Annotated in this window: 25 protein-coding genes; 10 read left to right on the top strand and 15 right to left on the bottom strand. The window is 66.0% G+C overall.

The window, feature by feature from the left end; all coding sequences use genetic code 11:
- Positions 1-141: 141 nt before the first annotated feature.
- A complete protein-coding gene (locus AC1D0P_RS02810) occupies positions 142-984 on the top strand; it encodes a hypothetical protein (protein ID WP_477675296.1) in 843 nt (280 codons plus the stop codon).
- Positions 984-1,328, top strand: coding sequence for a hypothetical protein (locus tag AC1D0P_RS02805; RefSeq protein ID WP_477675295.1), 345 nt, complete (start codon positions 984-986; stop codon positions 1,326-1,328). The genes AC1D0P_RS02810 and AC1D0P_RS02805 overlap by 1 nt, the downstream gene beginning before the upstream one ends.
- Here the strand turns inward: AC1D0P_RS02805 and AC1D0P_RS02800 are convergent.
- Positions 1,325-2,038 carry a YebC/PmpR family DNA-binding transcriptional regulator gene (locus AC1D0P_RS02800; protein ID WP_477675294.1) on the bottom strand — a complete coding sequence of 238 codons (714 nt, stop codon included), beginning with the start codon at positions 2,036-2,038 and terminating at the stop codon, positions 1,325-1,327. The two genes, AC1D0P_RS02805 and AC1D0P_RS02800, sit on opposite strands and share 4 nt — an antisense overlap.
- 225 nt (positions 2,039-2,263) lie before the next feature.
- Between AC1D0P_RS02800 and AC1D0P_RS02795 the strand changes: the two genes are divergently transcribed.
- Positions 2,264-2,569: a plasmid stabilization protein gene (locus tag AC1D0P_RS02795; protein WP_477654687.1), complete on the top strand. Its 306-nt coding sequence runs from the start codon at positions 2,264-2,266 to the stop codon at positions 2,567-2,569.
- A gap of 3 nt (positions 2,570-2,572) precedes the next feature.
- On the opposite strand, the gene AC1D0P_RS02790 is transcribed toward AC1D0P_RS02795, so the two are convergent.
- The 3 genes from AC1D0P_RS02790 to AC1D0P_RS02780 form a co-directional block, all read right to left on the bottom strand.
- Entirely contained in the window at positions 2,573-3,070 is a 498-nt protein-coding gene (locus AC1D0P_RS02790; RefSeq protein WP_477675293.1) for a CreA family protein, read from the bottom strand.
- A gap of 119 nt (positions 3,071-3,189) precedes the next feature.
- A complete protein-coding gene (locus AC1D0P_RS02785) occupies positions 3,190-4,290 on the bottom strand; it encodes a DNA alkylation repair protein (RefSeq protein ID WP_477675292.1) in 1,101 nt (366 codons plus the stop codon).
- Between the two features lie 29 nt (positions 4,291-4,319).
- Positions 4,320-5,264, bottom strand: a complete 945-nt coding sequence (locus AC1D0P_RS02780) for a DnaJ C-terminal domain-containing protein (RefSeq protein WP_477675291.1) — start codon at positions 5,262-5,264, stop codon at positions 4,320-4,322.
- 156 nt (positions 5,265-5,420) lie between these two features.
- Here AC1D0P_RS02780 and AC1D0P_RS02775 point away from each other — a divergent pair, with 156 nt between their 5' ends.
- Positions 5,421-6,866: a coniferyl aldehyde dehydrogenase gene (locus AC1D0P_RS02775; protein ID WP_477675290.1), complete on the top strand. Its 1,446-nt coding sequence runs from the start codon at positions 5,421-5,423 to the stop codon at positions 6,864-6,866.
- Positions 6,867-6,873: 7 nt separating this feature from the next.
- Here AC1D0P_RS02775 and AC1D0P_RS02770 read toward each other — a convergent pair whose 3' ends face one another.
- Positions 6,874-7,758, bottom strand: a complete 885-nt coding sequence (locus AC1D0P_RS02770; protein WP_477675289.1) for a CAP domain-containing protein — start codon at positions 7,756-7,758, stop codon at positions 6,874-6,876.
- A gap of 141 nt (positions 7,759-7,899) precedes the next feature.
- Between AC1D0P_RS02770 and AC1D0P_RS02765 the strand changes: the two genes are divergently transcribed.
- The 4 genes from AC1D0P_RS02765 (at position 7,900) to AC1D0P_RS02750 (ending at position 10,142) form a co-directional block, all read left to right on the top strand.
- Entirely contained in the window at positions 7,900-8,118 is a 219-nt protein-coding gene (locus tag AC1D0P_RS02765; RefSeq protein ID WP_477675288.1) for a YgaP-like transmembrane domain, read from the top strand.
- Positions 8,115-8,669 (top strand): RNA polymerase sigma factor, encoded by a 555-nt coding sequence (locus tag AC1D0P_RS02760; protein ID WP_477675287.1) that lies wholly within the window; start codon positions 8,115-8,117, stop codon positions 8,667-8,669. The genes AC1D0P_RS02765 and AC1D0P_RS02760 overlap by 4 nt, the downstream gene beginning before the upstream one ends.
- 109 nt (positions 8,670-8,778) lie before the next feature.
- Entirely contained in the window at positions 8,779-9,525 is a 747-nt protein-coding gene (locus AC1D0P_RS02755; RefSeq protein WP_477675286.1) for a hypothetical protein, read from the top strand.
- Between the two features lie 38 nt (positions 9,526-9,563).
- The gene (locus AC1D0P_RS02750) at positions 9,564-10,142 is read left to right on the top strand and encodes a hypothetical protein (protein WP_477675285.1); all 579 of its coding nucleotides are present in this window, start codon (positions 9,564-9,566) and stop codon (positions 10,140-10,142) included.
- A gap of 9 nt (positions 10,143-10,151) precedes the next feature.
- On the opposite strand, the gene AC1D0P_RS02745 is transcribed toward AC1D0P_RS02750, so the two are convergent.
- Positions 10,152-10,991 (bottom strand): AraC family transcriptional regulator, encoded by an 840-nt coding sequence (locus AC1D0P_RS02745; protein ID WP_477675284.1) that lies wholly within the window; start codon positions 10,989-10,991, stop codon positions 10,152-10,154.
- 81 nt (positions 10,992-11,072) lie between these two features.
- Between AC1D0P_RS02745 and AC1D0P_RS02740 the strand changes: the two genes are divergently transcribed.
- Both AC1D0P_RS02740 and AC1D0P_RS02735 read left to right on the top strand, forming a co-directional pair.
- Positions 11,073-12,332, top strand: a complete 1,260-nt coding sequence (locus tag AC1D0P_RS02740; RefSeq protein ID WP_477675283.1) for an MFS transporter — start codon at positions 11,073-11,075, stop codon at positions 12,330-12,332.
- Positions 12,333-12,438: 106 nt separating this feature from the next.
- A complete protein-coding gene (locus AC1D0P_RS02735; RefSeq protein WP_477675282.1) occupies positions 12,439-13,215 on the top strand; it encodes a MipA/OmpV family protein in 777 nt (258 codons plus the stop codon).
- A gap of 10 nt (positions 13,216-13,225) precedes the next feature.
- Here the strand turns inward: AC1D0P_RS02735 and AC1D0P_RS02730 are convergent, their stop codons facing one another.
- From AC1D0P_RS02730 to AC1D0P_RS02690, 9 genes are read right to left on the bottom strand one after another with little or no spacing between them, the layout of a single operon-like run.
- Positions 13,226-14,104: a sugar phosphate isomerase/epimerase family protein gene (locus AC1D0P_RS02730; RefSeq protein ID WP_477675281.1), complete on the bottom strand. Its 879-nt coding sequence runs from the start codon at positions 14,102-14,104 to the stop codon at positions 13,226-13,228.
- A gap of 14 nt (positions 14,105-14,118) precedes the next feature.
- On the bottom strand, positions 14,119-15,015 hold the full coding sequence (locus AC1D0P_RS02725) for an NAD(P)-dependent oxidoreductase (protein ID WP_477675280.1): 897 nt from the start codon (positions 15,013-15,015) through the stop codon (positions 14,119-14,121).
- 4 nt (positions 15,016-15,019) lie between these two features.
- Positions 15,020-15,721 (bottom strand): SDR family NAD(P)-dependent oxidoreductase, encoded by a 702-nt coding sequence (locus AC1D0P_RS02720; protein ID WP_477675279.1) that lies wholly within the window; start codon positions 15,719-15,721, stop codon positions 15,020-15,022.
- An 11-nt stretch (positions 15,722-15,732) separates the two neighbouring features.
- Positions 15,733-16,698 carry a Bug family tripartite tricarboxylate transporter substrate binding protein gene (locus tag AC1D0P_RS02715; protein ID WP_477675278.1) on the bottom strand — a complete coding sequence of 322 codons (966 nt, stop codon included), beginning with the start codon at positions 16,696-16,698 and terminating at the stop codon, positions 15,733-15,735.
- A gap of 57 nt (positions 16,699-16,755) precedes the next feature.
- Complete coding sequence (locus tag AC1D0P_RS02710) at positions 16,756-17,940, bottom strand: dihydrodipicolinate synthase family protein (RefSeq protein WP_477675277.1); 1,185 nt, start codon at positions 17,938-17,940, stop codon at positions 16,756-16,758.
- A gap of 11 nt (positions 17,941-17,951) precedes the next feature.
- Complete coding sequence (locus AC1D0P_RS02705; protein ID WP_477675276.1) at positions 17,952-19,115, bottom strand: Gfo/Idh/MocA family protein; 1,164 nt, start codon at positions 19,113-19,115, stop codon at positions 17,952-17,954.
- A 23-nt stretch (positions 19,116-19,138) separates the two neighbouring features.
- Complete coding sequence (locus AC1D0P_RS02700) at positions 19,139-20,569, bottom strand: enolase C-terminal domain-like protein (RefSeq protein WP_477675275.1); 1,431 nt, start codon at positions 20,567-20,569, stop codon at positions 19,139-19,141.
- Positions 20,570-20,580: 11 nt separating this feature from the next.
- On the bottom strand, positions 20,581-21,360 hold the full coding sequence (locus AC1D0P_RS02695) for an ABC transporter ATP-binding protein (protein WP_477675274.1): 780 nt from the start codon (positions 21,358-21,360) through the stop codon (positions 20,581-20,583).
- A gap of 18 nt (positions 21,361-21,378) precedes the next feature.
- Positions 21,379-22,386, bottom strand: a complete 1,008-nt coding sequence (locus tag AC1D0P_RS02690) for an ABC transporter substrate-binding protein (protein ID WP_477675273.1) — start codon at positions 22,384-22,386, stop codon at positions 21,379-21,381.
- Between the last annotated feature and the right edge of the window lie 41 nt (positions 22,387-22,427).

The raw sequence follows: 22,427 nt of genomic DNA, 5'->3' as shown, positions 1-22,427 counted from the left end.
CATGGTGAGCCTCACAGCCCGCTCCGGCTTGCGCCGGGGCGGGTTTTTTTATGGCCGCACCACGAAGGAAATGCTGGAATCGTCCTACATCTCCACCGGCCCGCCCGGCCTACCATGGGCTTCTGCCCCACCGGAACTGTCATGCCCAACCGCCTTGCCCGCGCCGCGCTGCGCACCGCCTGCCTGGCGGCAAGCCTCGCCATTGGCGCGCCGGTCGCGGCACAAGATCCGGGCAGCAAGGAGCCAGGCACGCGCACCCTGGCCCCGGTGACCATCAGCGCCAAGGCCAATCGCGACCCGGTCGAGAAGTCTTACCGAAAGATGATCCGGGGTATGGAGTTGTTCGAGCGCGAAAAAAACCTCGCACCAAATGCCTCGCTGCGCTTCAAGCTGCTGCCGCGGCGGCGCGAGACCGACATGAACTCGATTGACATGGAGGTCATAGGCAGCACCGTCGCCTTTCCCCTGGCCATCGCGCCCGACCATACCTTCAGCCTGCCGCGTGACCCCAAGGCTTTCTCGGAAGATGCGCAGGTCATTCCCAATCGCAAGGCCCAGAGCATGACCTGGCGCACCGAGATCCGCACGCCGGGCCTGCCGCCCAATACCCGGCGCCTGGGCGACCTGCGGCTGGAGTGCAGGGTGGGCATGGAGGCCGGGCTGGTCTCGCGCAGCGGTGGTGTTGTGGACCGGATCGCCGGCGCCGTGTTCGACACGCCGGCTTACTGCGACAAGCCGGCTCCGCTCTACCTGTTCTTTTCGGAGCGCCCGTTGTTCAGCGTCACGCTGAAGGCCGGCGAGCGCCGCGAAATCCTGCCCCTGGCCATGCTTTACGCCGCCGCGAGCGACGACCCCAAGCTCGACAGGGACCTGCCCGATTGCGACTGCGAGGTGCTGGTGGACCGCACTTACTTCCTGCCGCTGGGCGACCGCAGCTGGCCCGACGACACCCTGGTCGAGTTTGACTACATGGAGGGCGGGTGATGCTGGCGTGCAGGCTCATTTTGTGTGCCGGCCTGGTGCTGGCGGGCTGCGCGGGCCCGGGCGGCGTCGAGGAAACCCGGCCGCCTTTTCGGGATGCCAGCCTGTCGATGCAGGGTGCGCAGGGGATGGTGATCCCCGGAACCAGTACCAAAGCCGACGTGGCCGCCGCGCTGGGCCTCGCCACCGTGGTCAGGTTCGACAGCGGCTACGAGGTCTGGGCTTACCGGGAGAAGCCGCCCAAAAGCGAAACACCGGGCGCCGAGTTTGTGATCCTGTTTACGCCGTCCGGCATCGTGCAGAAAACCCGGATACGGCCCCGCTACGAGGCGGGTCCTGCTTCCTAGTCGCCCAGGCCCACAAAGATGTTCTGCACGTCATCGTTCGCATCGATGGCGGCCAGGAAGGCCTCGACTTCTTCGAGTTCCGCGGCACTCAGGGTGGACGGGCTGACGGGGTTTTTGGCCTTGTAGCCRAGCTTGGCCGACAGCACGGTAAAGCCCTGTGCGGGCAGGGCGCGGCTGACGATGTCCAGGTCGGCGTGGTCGGTCAGGAACATGGTTGTGCCTTCTTCGTGGCCTGGCTCGAAATCCTGGGCGCCGGCTTCAATCGCGGCCAGTTCGGGATCGGCGCCGGCCGCCAAGGGCTCGGCTTCGATCATGCCCACATGGTCGAAGTCCCAGGAGACCGAGCCCGAAGTGCCCAGATGCCCCTTGCGGAACAGCACGCGGATTTCCGAGGCCGCGCGGTTCAGGTTGTCTGTCAGGCATTCGACCATCAGGGGAACGCGGTGCGGCGCGAAGCCCTCGTAGATCACATGCTCGAAATGGACGGCATCACCCGTGAGGCCGGCGCCCTTTTTGATGGCGCGCTCCAAGGTATCTTTGGGCATGGAGACCTTGCGGGCCTGCTCCACCACCAGCCGCAGCCGTGCGTTCGAGGCCGGGTCCGCGCCGTTGCGCGCCGCGACCATGATTTCCTTGGCCAGTTTGCCGAATACCCGGCCCCTGGCGTTCGCGGCCAGTTCCTTGCCTTTTGCTTTCCACTGCGCGCCCATGTCTGTTCTTCCTTGCTGTTGCCGCGCTTGACGCGCCTGCTGTATTCGGGGGGTGCTGCGGCATGGCACGGAGCACGCGCCGCAGGACCGGGGTCCCCGGTTATACACCCATACGGTGCGGCCGCAACGGTAGGACGGCGCCGACGCGAACATCAGCGCCTTCCCGCTACAGCAGGAGTGGAGCGGCGCTAATTTTGGACACCTGTCAACACGAAAGGAGCCGACATGCCAAGAGGTGACAAATCCTCCTACTCCGACAAGCAAAAGCGCAAAGCCGAGCACATCGAGGAAGGCTATGAGGACCGCGGCGTCGGCAAGGAAGAAGCCGAGCGGCGCGCCTGGGCCACGGTGAACAAGGAAACCGGCGGCGGCAAAAAGTCCGGCTCGGGCCGCGGCAAGGCGGAAAACCACGCGCCTTCACGCAAGGGTGGGCGCCTGGGCGGCGCGGCGGCGGCTTCGCGCACCGCGGCCGAGCGTTCGGCGTCTGCCAAAAAGGCCGCGGCCACCCGCAAGCGCAACGCTTCGAAGTAAGTCTTACTTGACCGGGATCACGGTGCCGGCCGGCACCGGAACGGCCGTGACGCTGTTTTGCGGCGAGCCTTCTATGACCCGGTCCGAGTAGGTCAGGTAGACCAGCGTGTTGCGTTTGGTGTCTATCATGCGCACCACCCGCAGTCTCTTGAAGACCAGCGAAATACGCTCGCTGAACATTTCTTCCTGCTTGTCCATAGGCTTGGCGCCAAAGCTGATGACGCCGGTCTGCCGGCAGGCGATGGAGGCTTCGGCCTTGTCCTCGGCCAGGCCGAAAGCGCCCTTGATGCCGCCGGTCTTGGCGCGCGACACATAGCAGGTCACACCTGCGACCTTGGGATCGTCGTAGGCATCGACCACGATCTTGTGGTCTGGGCCTATGAACTTGAACACGGTGTCGACGGCGCCGATTTCCTCCCCGCCGGCACCGCCGCAGGCGGAGATGAGCAGGAGCAGGCTGAGCGCGCCGAACGCGGGGCGCAGAAGGTGTCGGGTGGTCATGGAATATCCCTCTTGGTATGTGTTGGATGCCGTGGGCTCTCGCGGCCCGGGTTTCTAATGTACAAAACCCACGCGCCGCGCGAGCCGCCTCGGTGCAAGAAGGGCAAGCAAATGTCAGCTCAGGGCTTCAAAAGCTCAAAAAAACCGCTCGCCAGGCGCTCGCCGTTGACCATGATGTCTACCTCATGCCGGCCGGCATGGTGCACACGCGTCGTGAAGTCGCGCACCACCTGGCTGCGTGACAGCCGCACGCTTTCGCCCGTGCCCAGATTCAGTTCCTTGAGCTTGAAGACCTTGGCCGAGCTGCTGCCGGCCTTTTTGACGTAGTGGATGGTGTAGTCCACCACCAGGCGCTGGCTCTGGCGCGAGGTGGACTGCAGCGTGAACGACAGCTCCAGCCGTTCACCCAGGCTGAGTTTTTTCGGGCTCACGGAAAAGCCGCTGATGCTGGCCGCCGCCTTTTTACCGGCGCCAATCACGCCCAGGGCCTGCCTGTCGCCCTGCTTGATCAAGGTGCGCAGCGCGTGGCGCGCGATCCACGCGGTGTGCGGGTTGTCCAGCGGCCAGCTTTTGAGGCGCTTGAGCACCCACTCGGGATGCAGCTTTGTGATGTCGTTGAGGTGGTTGGCCACCGACTTGCGCACGTAGAGGCTGCTGTCGGCCTTGAGCGCTTCCAGGATGGGCGCGGCAAGTTCCGGGTCGGCCATCAGCGCATCAAGCCTGAAAGACCAGGGCAGGCGAGGGCGGCTGCCTTCGCTGGCCAGGCGCCGCACGTGTTCGCTCTCGTCCGTGGCCCAGGTTTTCATCACGGCCAGCGTGCGCGCCGGGTCCTGGCGGATGAACTCGCGGATGGCGTATTCAGAGCTGCCGAAAGCGGTGAAAAACCTCAGCGCCTCCATGGACGTGTCAAAGTCGTCGCGTCCATAAAGGCCCACATAGTCCGGCAGCACCAGGGTGACAAACCCGCTGTTGATGCGCGGCGCCAGCTTGCGCAGGATGGCGATGGCTTTTTTGTAGTCGGCGGGCAGCGTGGCGTGCAGGCATTCGCTGGTACGCCGCAGGCGCTGCATCAGCGAGAGCTCGTCCAGCCCGGGCAGCGCCAGCGCGAGAAACTTCTTGCCGTCAAAACGCGGATAGACCGCAGCGGTTTCCGCCGCGATGTGGCGATAGCGCGCGGGATCGAAGATGTTTTTGAGGGCGGGAGCGGCGTTGTCGGACATGGCGCCCGATTCTGCCACCGCAGGGTTTTTCAGGCTTCCAGAGCGGCGCGCGGGTCAAACGCCTTGAAGGCCTCGGCCATGTCCTCGTAAGCCTTTTTGGCCACCTTGCTGCCGGCGGGCGGCAGCGCCAGTTGCAGCACAAAGTAGAAGTCGCCCGCCGGCTTGCCCGGCAGGCCCCGGCCCTTGAGCCTGAGCTTGTTTCCCGGCGAAGAACCCGCCGGGATGGTGAGCTCGACCCGGCCCGTCGGCGTGGCCGCCTCGACCTGCGCGCCCAGGGCGGCCTCCCAGGGGGCCACGGGCAGGTTCATGTAGACGTCGCGGCCGTCGGCGCGATAGAGCTTGTGCGGCAGGAATTCCACGTCCAGGTAGAGGTCGCCGGCGCCGCCCTTGCCGGCCCCCGGCGCACCCTGTCCGGCCAGGCGGATGTGCTGGCCGGCGCGTATGCCCTTGGGAATGGTGAATTCGATGCTGCGGGGCTGGCCGCGCCTGCCCGGCTCGCTGAGCTGCAGCGTGCGCGTGGCGCCCTGGTACGAGTCCTCGATGGCGATCTGTATCTTCGCGTGCTGGTCCTCGCCGGCCATGTCGAAACCGCCGCGGGCACGGCCCATACTGCCGCCCATGTCGGCACCCATGCTGCGAAAGATGGCGTCAAAGAAGTMGCTGTGATCGAAGCCCCCGGCCTCGCCAAAGAACGCTTGGCCGTCGGCTTCCTCACGCGCCTGCCACCCCGGCGGCGGCCGGAATTCCTGGCCGGCCTGCCAGTTCGCGCCCAGCCTGTCGTAAGCCGCGCGCTTTTCAGGGTCGCGCAGCACCTCATAGGCTTCGGAAATCTCCTTGAAGCGCACCTCGGCGTTCTTTTCCTTGCTGACGTCGGGGTGGTATTTACGTGCCAGCTTGCGGTGGGCTTTTTTGATTTCGTCGGGTGTGGCGTCGCGCGCCACGCCCATGGCCTTGTAATAGTCCTTGTATTCCATGAAAAACCTTCCTCGGGGATGGTTGGCCCGGCGGCTCCGGCCACCAGGTCAGTTGCACCAGGCTTGTAAATGGGGGCGACCGCCTCAGGGTCAACCCGCAGCGCCGCTGGAGTTGCGCCTCTACCGGGCGGTTGTGGCGGTCCCTATCATCCAGCGATGACCTCCAGCCCATCCCTCTCCCCTGAAAGTGCCGGCCTGCGCACCCTGTTTGACGCCCAGCACCAGGCCAGCCGCGCGCAGGTCGAAGTACCGCTGGCGCTGCGCCGCGACCGCCTGTTGCGCATACGCGCCTTGCTGGACGAACACGGCGCCGAACTGGCGCAGGCCGTCAACGCCGACTTCGGCGTGCGCTCGCCGCAACTCACCGAAATCGCCGACATCTTTGTGCTGCGCTCGCTGCTGTCCAGCACGCTCAAGAACCTGCCGAAGTGGATGAAACCCGTCAAGGTGCGCACACCGCTGTATCTGCAGCCTTCGCGCGCCTTCCTGCAGCGCCAGCCGCTGGGCGTGGTGGGTGTGGTCTCGCCCTGGAACTACCCGGTGCAACTCTCGCTGGGCCCGGTCATCACCGCCCTGGCCGCGGGCAACCGCGTGATGCTCAAGCCCAGCGAACTCACGCCGCGCACCTCGGCCCTGCTGGCCGCGCTGATTGGACAGTCCTTTGCGCCCGACGAACTCTGCGTGGTGCAGGGCGACGGCCAACTGGCCGCCGAATTCGCCGGCCTGCCGTTCGACCACCTGTTCTTCACCGGCTCCACCGCCGTGGGCCGCAAGGTGGCCGAGGCCGCCGCCGCCAACCTCACGCCGACCACGCTCGAGCTGGGCGGCAAGTCGCCGTGCATCATCGATGCCTCCTGCGACATCGACAAGGCCGCCATCAAGATCGCGCACGGCAAGCTGCTCAACGCCGGCCAGACCTGCATCGCGCCCGATTACGTGCTGTTGCCGCAGGGCAGCGAAACGGCTTTCGGCGAGGCTTTTGCCCGCGCCGTGGCAACGCTGTTTCCCACCATCACCGGCAACCCCGACTACGCGGCCATCATCAGCCCGCGACACCTGGAGCGACTGCAGGCGCTGCTGGCGCAGGCCGAAGGCGAGGGCGCGCGGCTGCAGACTGTCCAACCCGCACATCCTGGTATGGCCGGTGTGGGCGCGGCATCCCGGCAGATGGCGCCGGTGCTGGCCTTTGATGTCCCCGCCACCTCGAAGCTGCTCGGCGAGGAAATCTTCGGCCCCATCCTGCCGGTGATTCCTTATGCGTCGATCGACGAAGCGATCCGCTACGTCAACGCCAGGCCGCGGCCGCTGGCGCTCTACTGGTTCGGCACCGACACCGGTTCGCGCGACCATGTGCTGGCACGCACCGTGAGCGGCGGCGTCACCGTGAACGACACGCTGATGCACATCGCCCACGAAAACCTGCCCTTCGGCGGCGTCGGCGAAAGCGGCTGGGGCGCCTACCACGGTGAGACCGGTTTCCTGCGGCTCACGCAGCAAAAGCCGGTGATGGTTCAGTCCAAATGGGCGCGCGGGGATTTGTTCTATCCGCCTTATGGGAAGCGGTTTGAGCAGGTGATGGGCTTGCTCAAGCGATTGCTTTGAGCTTTGCCTAAGGCGCGGCCCCAAACACCTGCGTCCAGTAAATTCCCAGGCTGCTCTGGGTGTTCACCACAAAGGCCGCGCCCATCTCCCTGAAAGCGGGCGACATGATGTTGGCGCAATGGCCGGGGCTGTTGATCCAGCCGCGCACGGCCGCGTCGGCATCCACCTGGCCGGCGGCGATGTTCTCGCCGATGGCGCGCCAGCGGTAACCGGCACGCGTAGCCCGGCTGTCCACCGTGCTGCCGTCGCGGCCGGTGTGGCTGAAGTAGTCGTAACGCGCCATGTCGGCGGCATGGGCGCTGGCCAGGCCGTACAGCGCGGGGTTGAGCCGCAGCGGCGGCGCCGCGGCGAAAGCCTGGTTGCCGCAGCGCTGCGGCCGGGAACGCGCCTCGTTGACCAGCGCCAGCACCCGCGCCTGCACCTGGTCGGCCTGCGCCGCGGCGGGCGGCGCAAAGGGCTCGGCCAACACCACCCAGGTTTGTGCGCCGCGCTGGTAAAAGCCGGCCTCCAGAAACTCGCTGCGCATGGCCGCGCCGCATGAGCTGCCCAGCGCCTTTTGCGTCAGTGCCGCGGCCCCGGTGGCGCCCCGCACCGTGATCTGCACGGTGCGCTGGGCGCGGTAGCCGCTGGCTTTGAGCGCGTCATCGAGCTTGCGGCCGCCCGCGACCAGCGCTGCGGCGCGCGACAGCGCGGCATCTTCACGCAGCGGGGCAGCCGGGCGGGCGCCTTTTCCGCAGCCCTGCTGGCGCAGCGCATTGAGCGCGCGCAGCAGCGGGGCATGGTCTTGTGCCGCCGGCTGCGCCTGCGCCAGGCTGGCGGCGGCCAGCAGGATCGCCAGCGCCGCACGCGCGCACGCGCCCCGTGCTTTTGTCGCCATGCTGGAAGTTCGCATGGCTGCATGATAGCCAGCGGTACGACCGGACCGGCGCGGGGGCCGAGGCAGGGCCGGTAAGATATTTTTTTGAAAAGATATGAACCCTTTCGACGCCGGCAGGCCTCTTTGTCAGCATCCACCACCAACAAGGAGTTCCTGATGTTTTTCCTGCAACGCAATCTTCCCGCCTGGGAACGGGCTTTTCGCCTGGGCAGCGCGCTGCTGCTGGCCTGCGCCGGCCTGCTATGGCTACCGGCCGGCTGGCCCGTGGCCTTGGCGCTGGGCAGCGCGCTGGTCATGGGGCTGACGGGCATGATCGGGTTCTGCCCGGCCTGCGCGCTCGTCGGTCGCAAGCCTGTGGCCAAAGGCAAGCCGTGAAGGCCAGTCCCCAACTGGTCRACGCCGCCCGCGGCGGAGACGCCCAGGCCATCGCCCAACTGCTCACACAGTGCCAGCCGGACCTCAAGCGTTTCGCGCGCCGGACCTGTTCTTCGGCCGAGGATGCCGAAGACGCGGTGCAGGCCGCGCTATGGCAGCTCTACCGCAAGATAGGCGCGCTGCGAACCGCCGCGACTTTCGCGGTCTGGCTGTTTCGCATCGTCGAGCGCGAATGCTTTCGCCTGTTCCGCGGCCGCGGTGCCGCACGGGCCCAGGAGGGCGCCGACGTGGAAGCTGTCGCCGCGCCGGCGCTGCCGCTGGACCTGCGGCTGGACCTGAGCCGGGCCATCGCCGCCTTGCCCGAGGCCTACCGCGAGGTGCTGATCCTGCGCGACGTCGATGAACTCACGGCGCCCGAGGTGGCCCAGCACCTCGGCCTGGGCGTGGACGCGGTCAAGAGCCGCCTGCACCGCGCGCGTGCCATGGTGCGGGAGCGCCTGATGGCCAGCGGCTACTGGCACAAGGATGGCGGCATCGACGGCCTGTCATAACCACCGGCTACCGGTCGTCCCCGGAACCCACACCGGCGGTCGAAAGCAGGGGGCGGCTGTCTTGGCACCCCCTTAGAATGGCCCCCAAAATAACCTGGAGGGGTGAGCCATGCCTTTTGTCGGATTGGGACTTCATTTTTTTGTGGCGGTATTTTTTGCCGTCCACGCCCTGCGCAGCGGCCAGCAGCTCTACTGGCTGATCATCCTGTTCTCTTTCCCCCTGCTGGGCAGCATCGTCTATTTCCTGGCGATCTACCTGCCGGACTCGCGGCTTGAGCGCGGCGCGCGCAAGGTGGTGGCCGCCGCCGCGAAGACGCTCAATCCGACGCGAGAGCTCAAGGAAGCGTACGCCGCCTTCGACTACACGCCGACCGCCCAGAACCAGATGCGCCTGGCCGCCGCGCTACTGGAGGCCGGCAAGCCCCTGGAAGCCGCCCAAAGTTACGACGCCTGCCTCAAGGGGCCGTTCGCGTCCGACCTGGAAATCAGGCTGGGCGCATCGCGTGCCTATTTCGCCTGCGAGCGCTACGCCGAGGCCGTCACCCACCTGGAGTTCATCCGCAAAACCGATCCCGCCTTCCGGGCGGAGCAAATCTCGTTGCTGCTGGCCCAAGCCTACGCGGGCGCCGGCAGGAGCGGCGACGCCAGGGCGGAGTTTGAATCCGCCGTGGAGCGTTTCGGCAGCTTTGAAAGCCGCGCCGAATACGCCATCTGGGCCGCGACAAGCGGCGACACCGCCACCAGCGCGCGCCTGCAGGTCGAACTGCAGCGCTCCATGGAGCGCTGGAACAGGCACACCCGCGAGCTCAACAAACCTTTGCTGCGGCGCTTGAATGCCGCGTTTGAGGGCCGCTGACAGCGGCAACCCCGGGCGCCATTGCTGACCTCCATCGCATGCGCCTGGCCCGCCCCTCCCTAAAAGCCCGCCTGCTGCTGATGCTGGTGGTTGTTCCCTTGGTCACCTGGTTCGCGGTCAAGCCTGTGCGGGTGGTTGCGCCGGGGCTGATGGGCCTGCACTGCCTGAACGCTTCGGTCTGCGTCGACGACGCCTCCCGGCTGGTGCAGGCCGCCGGCCTCTACGCCGAGGGCATGGCTTTTGTGCCGGAGCTGCTGGGCCCCTTCAAAGGCAAACCCCGCGTCATCTTTTGCGCGTCGCAGGCCTGCGCCGACGCATTCGGCCTTGGTGCGCGCGCGGCGGTCACCCTGGGTACCTGGGGCACGGTGATAGGCCCGCGCGCCTGGGAGTCTTATTTTGTGCGCCATGAATTGATTCACTGTGCGCAGGCCGAGCGCTTAGGCACCTTGCGCCTCCTGTTCAAGCCGCAGTGGTTCGTGGAAGGCATGGCCTATGCGCTGAGCCAGGACCCGCGGGAGCCGCTAACCGAGCCTTTTGAAAGCCAGCGCAAGCGCTTCCGGGCCTGGTACGCGACCGTCGGCAAACAGGCGCTGTGGCAGGCGGCCCGTGACCTTTAATCCAGCGGTTTATTTCTGGAAATGGCTGGGCGGCTGCCCCATGGCCGCCTTGAACATCGCGGTGAAGGCGCTGTCGCTGGCATAACCGCTGGCCGCCGCCACGGCGCTGACCGATTGCCCGCGTGTGAGCAGGGGCAGGGCGTGGGCCAGGATGGCCTGCTGGCGCCACTGCTGGTAGCTCAAGCCCAGCTCGTCGCGGAACAGCCTGGCCACGGTGCGTTCGCTGGCGCCGATGTCCGCCGCCCATTCGGCCAGTGTGGCGCGCTGCGCCGGCGCGCGCAGCACGGCTTCGCACAGGGCACGCAGCCGCTTGTCGCCGGTTTGCGGGTGCGGCATGGGCACGCCCAGCGCCTGGATGTCGGCATGCGTGAGCTCGTCCAGCACCAGGCCGTTCAGCAGTTGTTCGCGCGACGGGGCCAAGGGGCGTTCGGGCGAAGCGGCGTCCAGTGCGCTGATGGATTCGCGCAGCAGCGGCGACACCACCAGCACGCGGCAGCCGCTCCAGCCCTTGGGCGTCGCGCTGGCATCGATATAGAGGGTGCGGAACTCGGCGGCCTCCAGCACGGTGATGTGGTGCTGCGCGCCGGGCGCGATCCACACCGCGCGCGAGGGCGGCACGATGTAGGTGATTTCGCCGCCGGCGCTGTCGCTTTCGGCCGTGACCTGCACGACGCCGGTGGCGCAATAAGCCAGTTGCGCCCAGTCGTGGGAATGCGGTTCGAAGTGGGTGTCGGCCGGCATGGAGCGGGCGCGCACGCGCACCGGCCGCCTGGGGCTGGGGGTGAAGCTGTCGGTGTCGCCCACCGGCATGAGGCGAAGGCCGGGGCTACGTGCATGGTCAATGACCACTCGGGTGGTTTTGTCTGAAATTCGATGAATCATGGCTATTTGTCGCATTTCAGCAGGCAGGGCCAATACTACGATAGCGCCATGAATACTTCAAGCACCGCGGCCGCGCCCGCCGGCAACGCGATTTCCCTCAAGCAGGACGCCAGTGTGATCGGCCTGGTCGGCACGGCCCACCTGATCAGCCATTTCAGCCAGCTGCTGCTGGCGCCGCTGTTTCCCTGGCTCAAGGAAGCCTTCAACGTCAGCTACGCCGAACTCGGTTTCCTGATGACGATTTTTTTCGTCGTTTCGTGCGCGGTGCAGGCGCTCTCGGGTTTTGTGGTCGACCGCTTCGGCCCGCGCCCCATCCTGTTCGGCGGCCTGACCCTGCTGGGCCTGGCGGCTTTCGGTTATTCCATCAGCACCAGCTACTGGATGATGGCCGGCTTTGCCGTGATGGCCGGCATCGGCAACGGCGTCTTCCACCCGGTCGACTACACGCTGCTCAACCGCAAGGTCAGTGCGCCGCGCCTGGGCCATGCCTACAGCGTGCACGGCATCACCGGCAGCCTGGGCTGGGCGCTGGCCCCGGCCATGCTGGTGCCGCTGACCTTCGCGTTTTCCTGGCGCGTGGCCTTGGCCTGCGCGGGTGTGCTGGCCTTTGTCGTGCTGGCGGTGCTGGTCTTTAACCGCGACAAGCTCACGCTGGCCGTGACGGCCCCGGCCAAGGGTGTGCCGGCCGTCGACAGTTCGCTGGGTTTCCTGAAGATCCCCGCGGTCTGGATGTGTTTTGCTTTCTTCTTCTGGTACGCCATCGTGCTCAGCGTGGTGCAGGCTTTCGCGCCGGAAGCTGCGCGCCACCTGCATGAGGTGCCCCTGCCGCTGGTCGCCATGTGCCTGACGATCTACATGGTGTGCAGCGCCGGCGGCATGGTGTTCGGCGGCTTTCTCGCGTCCGACCCGGCGCGTTGCGAGCGCATCGTGGGCATAGGCTTTGGCGTGGCGGCCGTGTTCGCGCTGCTGCTGGCCCTGGGCAGCTACCCGGCATGGGTGGTGCCCGTGCTGTTCGGCGTCATGGGTTTTGCCTCGGGTATTGCCGGGCCTTCGCGCGACCTGTTGGTCAAGCGCTCGACGCCTGAAAACGCTTCGGGCCGGGTTTACGGCGTGGTGTATGCGGGCCTGGACATCGGTCAGGCCGTGTCGCCGCTGGTTTTCGGCGCGATGATGGACCACGGCCAGTACCGTGGTGTGCTGCTGGGCCTGGCGCTGATGCAGGCCGTGCTGATCGCCAGCGCCTTCAATGTGCGCCGCGTTCGCCGCACCGCGCTGCCGGCCGCGGGGCAGATGCCCACGGCCGTCTAGAAAACCCAGGGGCAGGCCGCGGCCCGTGTGCGCGGTAGCAACGGTTTTTGGGTGAACTTGCGCGCTCCGATGGCTTGAACAGGGGGCCAGCCCTATACTGATTTTCATGAGCCACACCCGGTATGCGACGGCCTTTTTACCCCGTGCCCTGCTGGGTGCCGTGTGCCTGCTGCCCGTGCTGGCCGGCGCGCAGATCGCGCCGCTGAAGTACGAACTGAGCGGCGACGTCGGCGGCGCCGTCTACGGCACACAAAGCGTGATCCGCAGCAAGGGCAACGAGACCCGTTTGCTGCCCTACGGTTTTTTTGACTACGGCCGCCTCGCCGTGCGCGTGGACACCCTGAGCCTGAAGACCGTGAAATTCGGCTACGGCTACCTGGAGTTCGCCGGCCGTGTCAGCCAGGACGGCTGGCGCGCCGACACTGCCGCGCTGTCGGGCCTGAAAGACCGCAAGACACCGATCCCGCTGGGCATAGGCACCTTCCAGGAAACGCCTTACGGAGCCCTGTTCCTGAACGCCTTTGTCGACGCCAACAAATCGCACGGCACATTGCTGGAGGCCACCTACGCGGCGGAGTTCAAGCTCGGGAGCTGGTCCTTCTTTCCGCAGGTGGGGCTGGAATACAGCAACGCCAAATACAACAACTACCTCTACGGCGTCAGCGCGGCGGAGTCGGCTGCCAGCGGCTTCTCGGTGTACAACGCGGGCGCTTCGACGTCCCCTGTGCTGGGGTTGGGTGTGGACGTGCCGCTGGGTGAGCCGTGGACGCTGACCATGCAAGTGCGCCGCAAGTGGCTGGATTCGTCGGTGCGCAACAGCCCGTTGGTCAGCCGCCGCACGCAGGACACGGGTTTTATCGCGGTGTCCTACCGTTTCCGATAAACCGCTTACGTCAAACCGCCGACTTGTGCCTCGCGATACAGGTATCCAGCACTTCGCCCGTGTCGCGCTGCCACCAGTTGCCGGCTGAAAAAATCTCTACCTCGCTATAGCCGGCGAAGCCCTGGGCTTCCACCCAGCCGCGGATTTTCGGGATGTCGATGACGCCGTCACCCATCATGCCGCGGTCGTTGAGCAAATCCGTCGTCGGCGTCAGCCAGTCGCAGACGTGAAAGGCCAGCAGCCGCTCCTTGCCGGCGCGCCGGATCTGGGCTTCGAGCTTGGGATCCCACCAGACGTGGTAGACGTCCACTGCGACGCCCAGCGCGCCTGTCTTTGAAGGGTCGAGCGCATCGCAGACGTCCAGCGCATGTTCGAGGGTGTTGATGCAGGCGCGGTCGGCGGCATACATAGGGTGCAGCGGTTCGATGGCAAGCGGCATCTTGCGGGGCCTGGCGTATTCCAGCAATGCGGCGATGCCATCATGCACCTGGCTGCGCGACAAGGCGATGTCCTTGTGCGCCGCCTTGCCGGCCAGCGCGCCGGGCAGGCCGCCCACTACCAGCACCAGGCAGGCGGCGTTCAGTTCGCAGGCCTCGTCGACGGCGCGGCGGTTGTCGTCGTGCGCGGCCTGGATGCCCGCCGCATCGGTTGCAGGAAACATGCCGCCCCGGCAGTAACCCGAGAGTTCAAGCCCGTGGGTTTTGACGAGTTTTGAGATCGCCGGCAGGCCGGCTGCGGCCACCTGGTCGCGCCAGGGCGAGACCGCGCGTATGCCGCGCGCCGCGCAGGCTTCGAGGATCTCCGTCAGCGGCTGCTCGACGCCCCGGCTTTTGCGCACGGTCGCGGTGTTGATGGAAAGCCAGCGGTGGTCTTGGGAAAAGTTTCTCATGGGTGGAACTTCAATCAGGTCGATGAAGGCGGCGCGGTTTTGCGCCGGCGCAATTCGCGGATGATGGCCGCGTTGTCGAGCTCGCCGTCACCGGCGTCGATGGCCGCGCGCAACAGGGCCGCATGGGTTTCAGACAAGGGCAGTTTCTGGCCTTCGGCCGCGGCGCCCTGGATCATCAGCGTGACGTCCTTGAGATGCTGGTGAATGCGCGACTGCGGCGCAAAGTCTCCCTCTACCATCATCCTGCCCTTGGCCTCGGCCGCACCGGACGTGGCGGGGCTGGCCAGCACCAGCGCCAGGAACTGCTCGGGGCCTATGCCCAGGCTTTCGGCGAAGACCATGCCTTCAGCCAGTGCCGCCCGGTTCAGGCCCAGCACGAGGTTGGTCGCGAGCTTGGCCTTGGCACCCATGCCGGCGCCGCCGACGTGGATGCGTTTGCCTGAAATGGCGGACAGCACGGACTCGCATGCCTGCAATCCACCAGCCTCACCACCCTGCAGCAGGGTGGCTTCACCGGCGGCTATTTGCTGGCTGGAGCCCGAGAGCGGCGCTTCAATGAAGGTGATGCCGCGCGCCCCCAGCCGCGCGGCCAGGGCTTCGAGCTCATGGGGTGTGCCGGTGGAGCAGTCGATGATGCTGCGAACGCCGAAGACGGACAGCAGGCCTCCCGGCCCTTCGACCACTTTGAGCACGTCGGCGGTGTTGAAGACGGCCAGCACCATGCAGGAAGCCGCATTTGCCACTTCGGCCAGGGAGCCGGCAGCGCGGCCGCCCTGGGCGGTGAGGGCTGCCCGGGCTTCTTCGCGCAGGTCGAACCCGGTGACCTGGAAACCGGCGGCCATCAAGCGCCGTGCCAGCGCCATGCCGACCAGGCCCAGCCCGACAACGCCGATGGAGTTTGCCGCCGTCATGGTGTCACGCCGCGAGCGACGCGCCTCCACAGACCTGGATGTCCTGGCCGGTGATGGCCGCGGCATCGGGCGAGAGCAGGAAGGCGACCAGCGCGGCGATCTCCGACGGCCGTATCAGCCGGCCCAGCGGCGGTAACTTCGGCGGGACCGTCGTGCGCGCAGGGTCGGCGAGCATGGCGGTTTCGGTGGCGGCCGGTGACACCACATTGACGGTGACACCCGAAGCCACGGTTTCTGCAGCCCAGCTGCGCGCCAGCGCCACCAGCGCGGCCTTGGTTGCCGCGTACTGGCTGCGGCCTGCCATGCCGAGCGCCACGCGGCTACCGATGAGCACCACGCGGCCCGCGCCGGCCTGCGCCATGGCGGGGACGACCTGGTTGGCAATGCGCGTGACAGCATCGACATGCAGCTGCCACATCAGCGCCGAATCCTCGTTGGAGAGCTCGCCAAGCCGGCCCACGCGCAGCACGCCGGCAGCGTGGACCAGGGCCTGCACGGCACCCGCCGAGCGCACGGCCTGCTCCGTGGCCTGCGCATGGCAGAGGTTGACCTCGGTGGACGAAAACGCCGGGTGCACGATGCGCGCGGGCGCGATGTCCAGGCCGATCACGTCCCAGCCACCGTCCAGCAAGGCCTGGGCGATGGCCTGGCCTATGCCCGAACTGCTGCCCGTGACCAGGGCGCGTTTCACGTCTTCAGTGGCCATGGTTGTGTCTGTTACTCAACACGGATGTTGCCCTCCGTGATGATCTTCTGTGAGCGCGCCATATCGGCGTTCTGGAATTTCGCGAAATCGTCGGGCGTACCGGGCGTCAGCACCAGGCCTTGCTGGAGGAGTTTCTCGCGCATGTCGCTTGCCAGCGCCTTGTTGGTTTCGGCGTTGAGTTTCTGCGTGATGTCCGCCGGCAATTTTGCCGGGCCCCACAGGCCGTACCAGCTGTAAAACTCATAGCCGGGAATCGTCTCTGCCACGGTCGGCACATCAGGCAGGTTGGGCACGCGCTTGTCGCCGGTGATGGCAACGACGCGCAACAGGCCGCTCTTGTGGTACTGCAGCGAGCCGAGGATGGGGTCGATAAAGCCGTCGATCTGGCCGCCAATCAAATCCTGGAAAGCCGGCGCCGTACCCTTGTAGGGCACCACGGTGTATTCGATGCCGCCGGCGCGCTTGAGCAATTCGGTTGACAGGTGGCCGGCCGAGCCGATGGAGCCGACCGCAAACGTCATCTTGCCGGGGTTGGCCTTGGCGTGGGCAATCAGCGACTTCACGTCGGTGATCGGCAGGTTCTTGTTGATGGCAATCGACAAGGGCGCCTTGGCAACGAGCGAGACGGGCGTGAAGTCTTTCACCACACCGTAGGGCACGGACTTCATGGTCATGGGTGCGGTGGTGAAAGTGGAAGCGTTGAAGAGCAGGGTGTAGCCGTCTGCAGGCGCCTGCGCGACCACATGCGCACCGATGGTGCCGTTGCCGCCCGCACGGTTTTCCACCACAAAGGGCTGGCCCATCTGCTCACCGAGTTTCTGCGCCAGCTGCCGGCCCACCGCATCCAGCGTGCCGCCGGGCGGGAAGGGAATGATGACCTTGACTGGGCGGCTGGGATAGGCCTGCGCCGCGGCGCCGAAGGCTGCGGCTGCGAGGCCGGCGGCCAGGCTGGCCTTGAGGAAAAAGCGTGTCTTCATGGTTGTCTCCAGAGGTCGTAAAAATAGACTCGGGAAGCTCTTGCGACTTCTTCTTGCTTACTCGACGCCGTGCAGCGCCAGTAAAGTCTTCATGCGCCGCACCGCCAACTCGGGCTGCTCCAGCAGGTTGGCCGCATCGGCGAGGCGGAACAGTTCGGCGAAATGCTGCAGTGAACGCGTGCTCTGCTGTCCACCCACCATCGTGAAGTGCTTCTGGTGGCCGTTGAGCCAGGCCATGAAGACCACGCCGGTTTTGTAAAAGCGCGTGGGCGCGGCGAAGATGTGGCGCGACAGCGGCACGGTGGGGCCGAGGATGGCGTGGAATTTCTCCACATTGCCTTGCGCCAGTTCACCGAGCGCCGCGCTCGCGGCCGGCGCGATGGCATCAAAGATGCCCAGCAAGGCATCGCTCTGGCCGTGCGTCGCTTCCTTGCCGAAGCCGTCACCGGCGATCAGCTCGGCGTAGTTGAAGTCGTCACCGGTGTACATGCGCACGCCGGTGGGCAGCTTTCGGCGCATGGCGATTTCCTTGTCCTTGTCGAGCAGCGAGATCTTGATGCCGTCGACCTTTCCGGCGTGCGCCGCGATGATGCCGAGCGCCGTGTCCATGGCGCGGTCGGTATCGGGGCTGCCCCAGTAGCCGGCCAGCGCCGGGTCGAACATGTCGCCCAGCCAGTGCAGCACGACCGGTTGTTTGGCCTGGCTCAGGATGCGGTCGTAGACACGTTCGTAATCCGCCGGGCTTCTGGCGACGCGGGCCAGTGCGCGGCTGGCCATGACGATGAGCTTGCCGCCGAGTTTTTCAATCGCGGCCATCTGCTCTTCATAGCCGGCGATGACTTCGTCGACGTTCTTGACGTTTTCCAGCACCAGGTGGTCGGTGCCGCAGCCGGAAGCCACCAATGCGCCCGGCATGTCTTTGGCTGCGTCCAGCGAGCGACGTATCAGCTCCAGCGAGGTCGGCCAGTCCAGGCCCATGCCGCGCTGGGCGGTGTCCATGGCTTCGGCCACCCCCAGGCCCAGCGACCACAGGTGGCGGCGGTAGGCGATGGTGGCGTCCCAGTCGACCGCGCAGGCCAGCCATGGGTCTACCGCCGCCAGCGGGTCGGCGACTACGTGCGCGGCGGAATAGGCGATGCGGTTGAAACGCGTGCCGGGCGCGGGCGCGGCCGGCGCTTTGCCGCGCAAGGTATAGGGCTGCAGGCCGCCGCCGGCCGCGGGCAAGGAGAGTGTCAGTGCCATGGGAATTTCCTTCAGACTTTGAGCGGCGGCACGTCGATCCAGCGCCGTTCTTTCCAGCTTTGCAGGGCCGCCTCGACCAGCTGCACGCCCTTGGCGCCTTCGGGCAAGGTCCATTTGTAAGGCTCGTTTTCCACCACGTGGCGGATGAAGTGTTCCCACTGGATCTTGAAGCCGTTGTCGTAGGTCTGGGTGTCCGGCACTTCCTGCCACTGGTCAGAGAAATTCATCGTCTGCTTCTCGTCCGGGTTCCAGACCGGGCGTGGCGTGTTGACGCGCGACTGGGCCTTGCAAGAGGAGAGGCCGGCAACGGCTGAGCCGTGTGTGCCGTCGACGTGGAAGGTGACCAGGTCTTCGCGGTTCACGCGGGTGGCCCAGGACATGTTCATCTGGGCGATCACTGCCTCGCCGCTGTGGCCTGTGAGTTCGGCCGTGGCATAGGCCGCATCGTCGGCGGTGGCCTTGTAAGGCTTGCCGGTTTCGTCCCAGCGCTGGGGGATGTGGGTGGCGCCTATGCAGGAGATGGACTTGACCTCACCGAACAGGTTGTCCAGCACGTAGCGCCAGTGGCACATCATGTCCAGGATCATGCCGCCGCCGTCTTCGGTGCGGTAGTTCCAGCTTGGGCGCTGGATCGGCTGCAGGTCACCTTCGAACACCCAGTAGCCGAACTCCAGGCGCACCGACAGCATCTTGCCGAAGAAGCCGGCGCGGCGCAGCATGTCGAGCTTGCGCAGGCCGGGCAGGAAAAGTTTGTCTTGCACGGCGCCGTGTTTCAGGCCGGACTTTTCAGCCAGGCGGGCGATCTCGACGGCTTCGTTGAGGTTGGTGGCGATCGGTTTTTCGCAGTAGACGTGTTTGCCGGCGCGGATGGCCTTGGCCAGCAAGGTGGGGCGCATCTGCGTGGTGCCGGCATCGAAGAAGATCGTGTCGTCCTTGTTCTTCAAGGCCTCGTCGAGGTCGGTTCCCCAGCGCGAGATGCCGTGGGCCTTGGCCAGGGCTTCGATCTTTTCAGCGTTGCGGCCTATCAGGATAGGGTCGGGCATGGCCTTGCCGCCGTTGGACAGCGTGACGCCGCCCTGTTTGCGGATCGCCACGATGGAGCGGATCAGGTGCTGGTTCATGCCCATGCGCCCGGTCACGCCGTGCATGATGATGCCGAGTCGTTGTGTGCTCATGTGTGTTTCCTTGTTGCGGAGGTTTAGTAATCGGAACGCATCGCGTCCCAGGAAATATGGCCGCCGGCCTGGCCGGTGGCGAAGCCGGGACTGTCGAGTGAGCCCAGCGAAATCTGCCCGCCCTTGATGCGCAGCCGCACGGCGTCAAAGCTGTACTCGTACAGCGTGTCGTGCCCCAGCAGCAGGTTTTGCTGCTCGGCCTCGGGGGCGGCCATCAGCCCGTTGACGTAGTGGTGGCCGTTGCGCTCCACGTGCGCCAGGCCCAGCCAGCCGACCAGCGCCAAGTCCTGCTGCACGCCCAGGCCTGCCTGCATGGTGAGGTCCTCGCCCGAGAGAAAGTAGGGTGCACCGGGCGTTGCCTGGTTCCACATGGCGCAGCGCGCGGCGTTGATGACCGACTTGTAGAAACCCTTGCAGCTTTTGCTGGACACACCGGTGTAGCCCAGCGCCCTGGCCTGGACGAAGGCATCCAGCGTGGCATCGGATTCATCCACCAGCAGGGGAATGTGTTTGGCCAGCACCGACACGTCCTGCACCAGCGCCTGGTCGCGGCGCAGCGGCTGCTCCACGAAGGCGGTGCAGGCCAGCAACGGCGCGAGCTGGGGGGCAGCGGTGAATTGCGCGAAAAAGTCGGCGAAGGCGCCCGCGCTGGCGTATTGCTCATTACCGTCCAGCGTGACGACGCGCGCCACGCCTTCCAGCACATGGCTGATGGCCGTCAGGCGCGCCATGTCGGTTTCGGTGTCGCCGCTGAGCTTGATCTTGAAATGACGGTGGCCGTAACGCGTGACGGCCGACTCCAGCGAGGTCGGCAGGCCGTCGGTGGGCTCATGGACCGATTTGTCCACTTGGGTGATCGCGTCGGCCAGCCCGACGGTATGCCGCGCCGCGATCTGTTTGCGCGGCATTTGCAGCGACAGGAAGCGCGCCATGTCGAAATCGCGCAGGTCGGCGGCCAGGCCGCTGTCGCGCAGGTCCATGCCGGCCGCATTGGCGCTCATGCCGGCGGCAAAGCTGCAATTGAGCTTGAGCAGCAGTGCGTCCAGGATCGCGCGGTCCAGCAAGGCGGGGCCGTAGCTGGCAGCCAGCGGGTTCAGGCCCGCGGCCGCGCCGCTGGCCATCAGCGCGGGGTAATGGTGCGCGAAGTGCTGCCAGGCGGTCCGGGCCGAGGTATCGGCGCTGTAGGCGGCGCGGGCGGCCGTGAGCGCATCGCGCAACTGCTGGAAGTTGTCTTCGTTCGACAGGGCCGGGTTTTTGTCGAACCACTTCGGGATCATCATTTCCGCCGCGCATCCCTCTGAGGTCGACCCGTCGGGGAAGCGTATGCGGGCCCGCACATAGACCTGGGGGCAGGAAGTCACGGTGGCCGCGCCAAAGCGGAAGGGCAGGCGCAGCACCACGTCGCGCTCGGAAAAGCGGATGTCGTCGATACGGAAACGAAGTGGCTCGTCCATGGCGTGCGGCTTCAGTGGTCCAGCGTGCCCTGCGAATAAAAATGCGCGCGCACCTTTTTGGCATAGACCGCGAACTCGGGCGAGCCCATCATGTCCAGTGTGCGCGGGCGCGGCAGGTCTATGTCGTAGATCGCGGCAATGGATCCCGGCCGCTCGCTCATCACGATGACGCGGTCGGACAGGAACACGGCCTCGGGAATGCTGTGGGTGATCAGCAGCACGGTCTTTTTCGAGGCCGACCAGATGCGCTGCAGCTCCAGGTTCATCTTCTCGCGCGTCATCGCGTCCAGCGCGCCGAAGGGCTCGTCCATCAGCAGCACCGAAGGATCGTGCAGCAGTGCTCGGCAGATCGAGGCGCGCTGCTGCATGCCGCCCGACAGCTGCCAGGGGTATTTGTTCTCAAAGCCCTTGAGGCCGGCCATCTCGATCAGCTGCATTGCCTTGGCCAGCGATTGTTCTTTGGGCATATGGCGCATTTCGGCCTGCAGCAGGATGTTCTTGAGCACCGTGCGCCAGGCCAGCAGCACCGCGCTCTGGAACACGATGCCCACGTCCTTCTGCGGCCCGTTGATGGGCTTGCCCGCCAGGGTCAGCGTGCCGCCCGAGATGGGCAGCAGGCCGGCCACCATTTTCAGCAGCGTGCTTTTGCCGCAGCCCGAAGGCCCGACGACGGAGATGAATTCGCCTTCGCGTATCGAAAAATCCAGGGGCTTGAGCGACTCGACCGGGCCGTCCTTGGTCTGGTAGATCTTGGAGACCCCACGGGCTTCTATCAGGTGGTCGTTGGGCATGGATGCGGCGCGCCTTCTTCAGTTCGTGGGGAGAAAGTCCAGGCTCACATAGTCCTCCGGCTTGCCGCGCGTGGAGGCATCCATGCCGCCGTACTGCACCAGCAGGTCCAGCGAGTCGCTGACGTTTTTCATGCTGACGCGGAATGGGCGCTGGCTGGCGGTTTCCTTGGTGTGGTACAGCGCCACGCTTTGTTTCATGCCGACGATCAGCGTGTCGCGCACGCCGGCCTTGGGGTTGGCCTTGAGCATCGCGTCGACGGCCGCTTCAGGGCTTTTCTCTGCAGCCTCGGCGGCGCGCGTGGAGGCGCGCATAAAGCGTTTGACCAGGTCGGGGTTCTCTGTCAGCAGGTTTTTGTTGGCGATGATGCCGGAGCTGATCTGGTTGATGCCCGAATCGGCGAAGCGTATCGGGTAGACCTGCTTGCCGGTGGCATCCTGCAGCTTGATGGCCTGGTCCATCACATAACCGAGCAGCAGGTCGGCCTGGCCGTTCATCACGGCATTGAGCTTGGTCTGGCCGTCGCCCGAGACGATCTTGACCTGGTCGGCCTGGATGTTGTTGACCTTGAGGAACAGCGGCCACATCTGCGACATCGAATCGCCCGGCGTGGTGGCCACGGTCTTGCCGATGATGTCTTTGGGCGTCTTGATGTTCTTGTCGGCAAAGCCCATGACCGACATGGGGCTCAGCTGGAACAGCACGCCGGTGGACTTGAGCGGCGCGCCCTTGGCGGCAGCCTTGATCATGGTGGTGACGTCGATGTAGCCGAAGGTGGCGGACTTGGCCGCTACGGCCTGGGCGGTGACGGCCGAGCCGCGGCCCTCCTGGATGTCCAGGTCTATGCCTTCCTCTGCGTAGAAGCCGCGTTCCTTGCCGAGGAAGAAGGGCGCGTGCTCGCTGTAGAGGTACCAGTTGAGCATCAGCGTGACTTTTTCGGGGGCCTTGGTCTGCGCCTGGGCGGGCGACATGGCCAGCATCAGTGCGCCGGCGATGGCGGTGAGCAAAGGGGATATGAGGTTCTTCATGATGTGTCTCCTGGGGTTGCCGGTGATGGAAAGTGACGAGG

The organism is Polaromonas sp. P1_G2 (assembly GCF_056405515.1).
The sequence above is the reverse complement of the archived record's forward strand: the minus strand, read 5'-3'. Positions and strand labels throughout refer to the sequence as shown.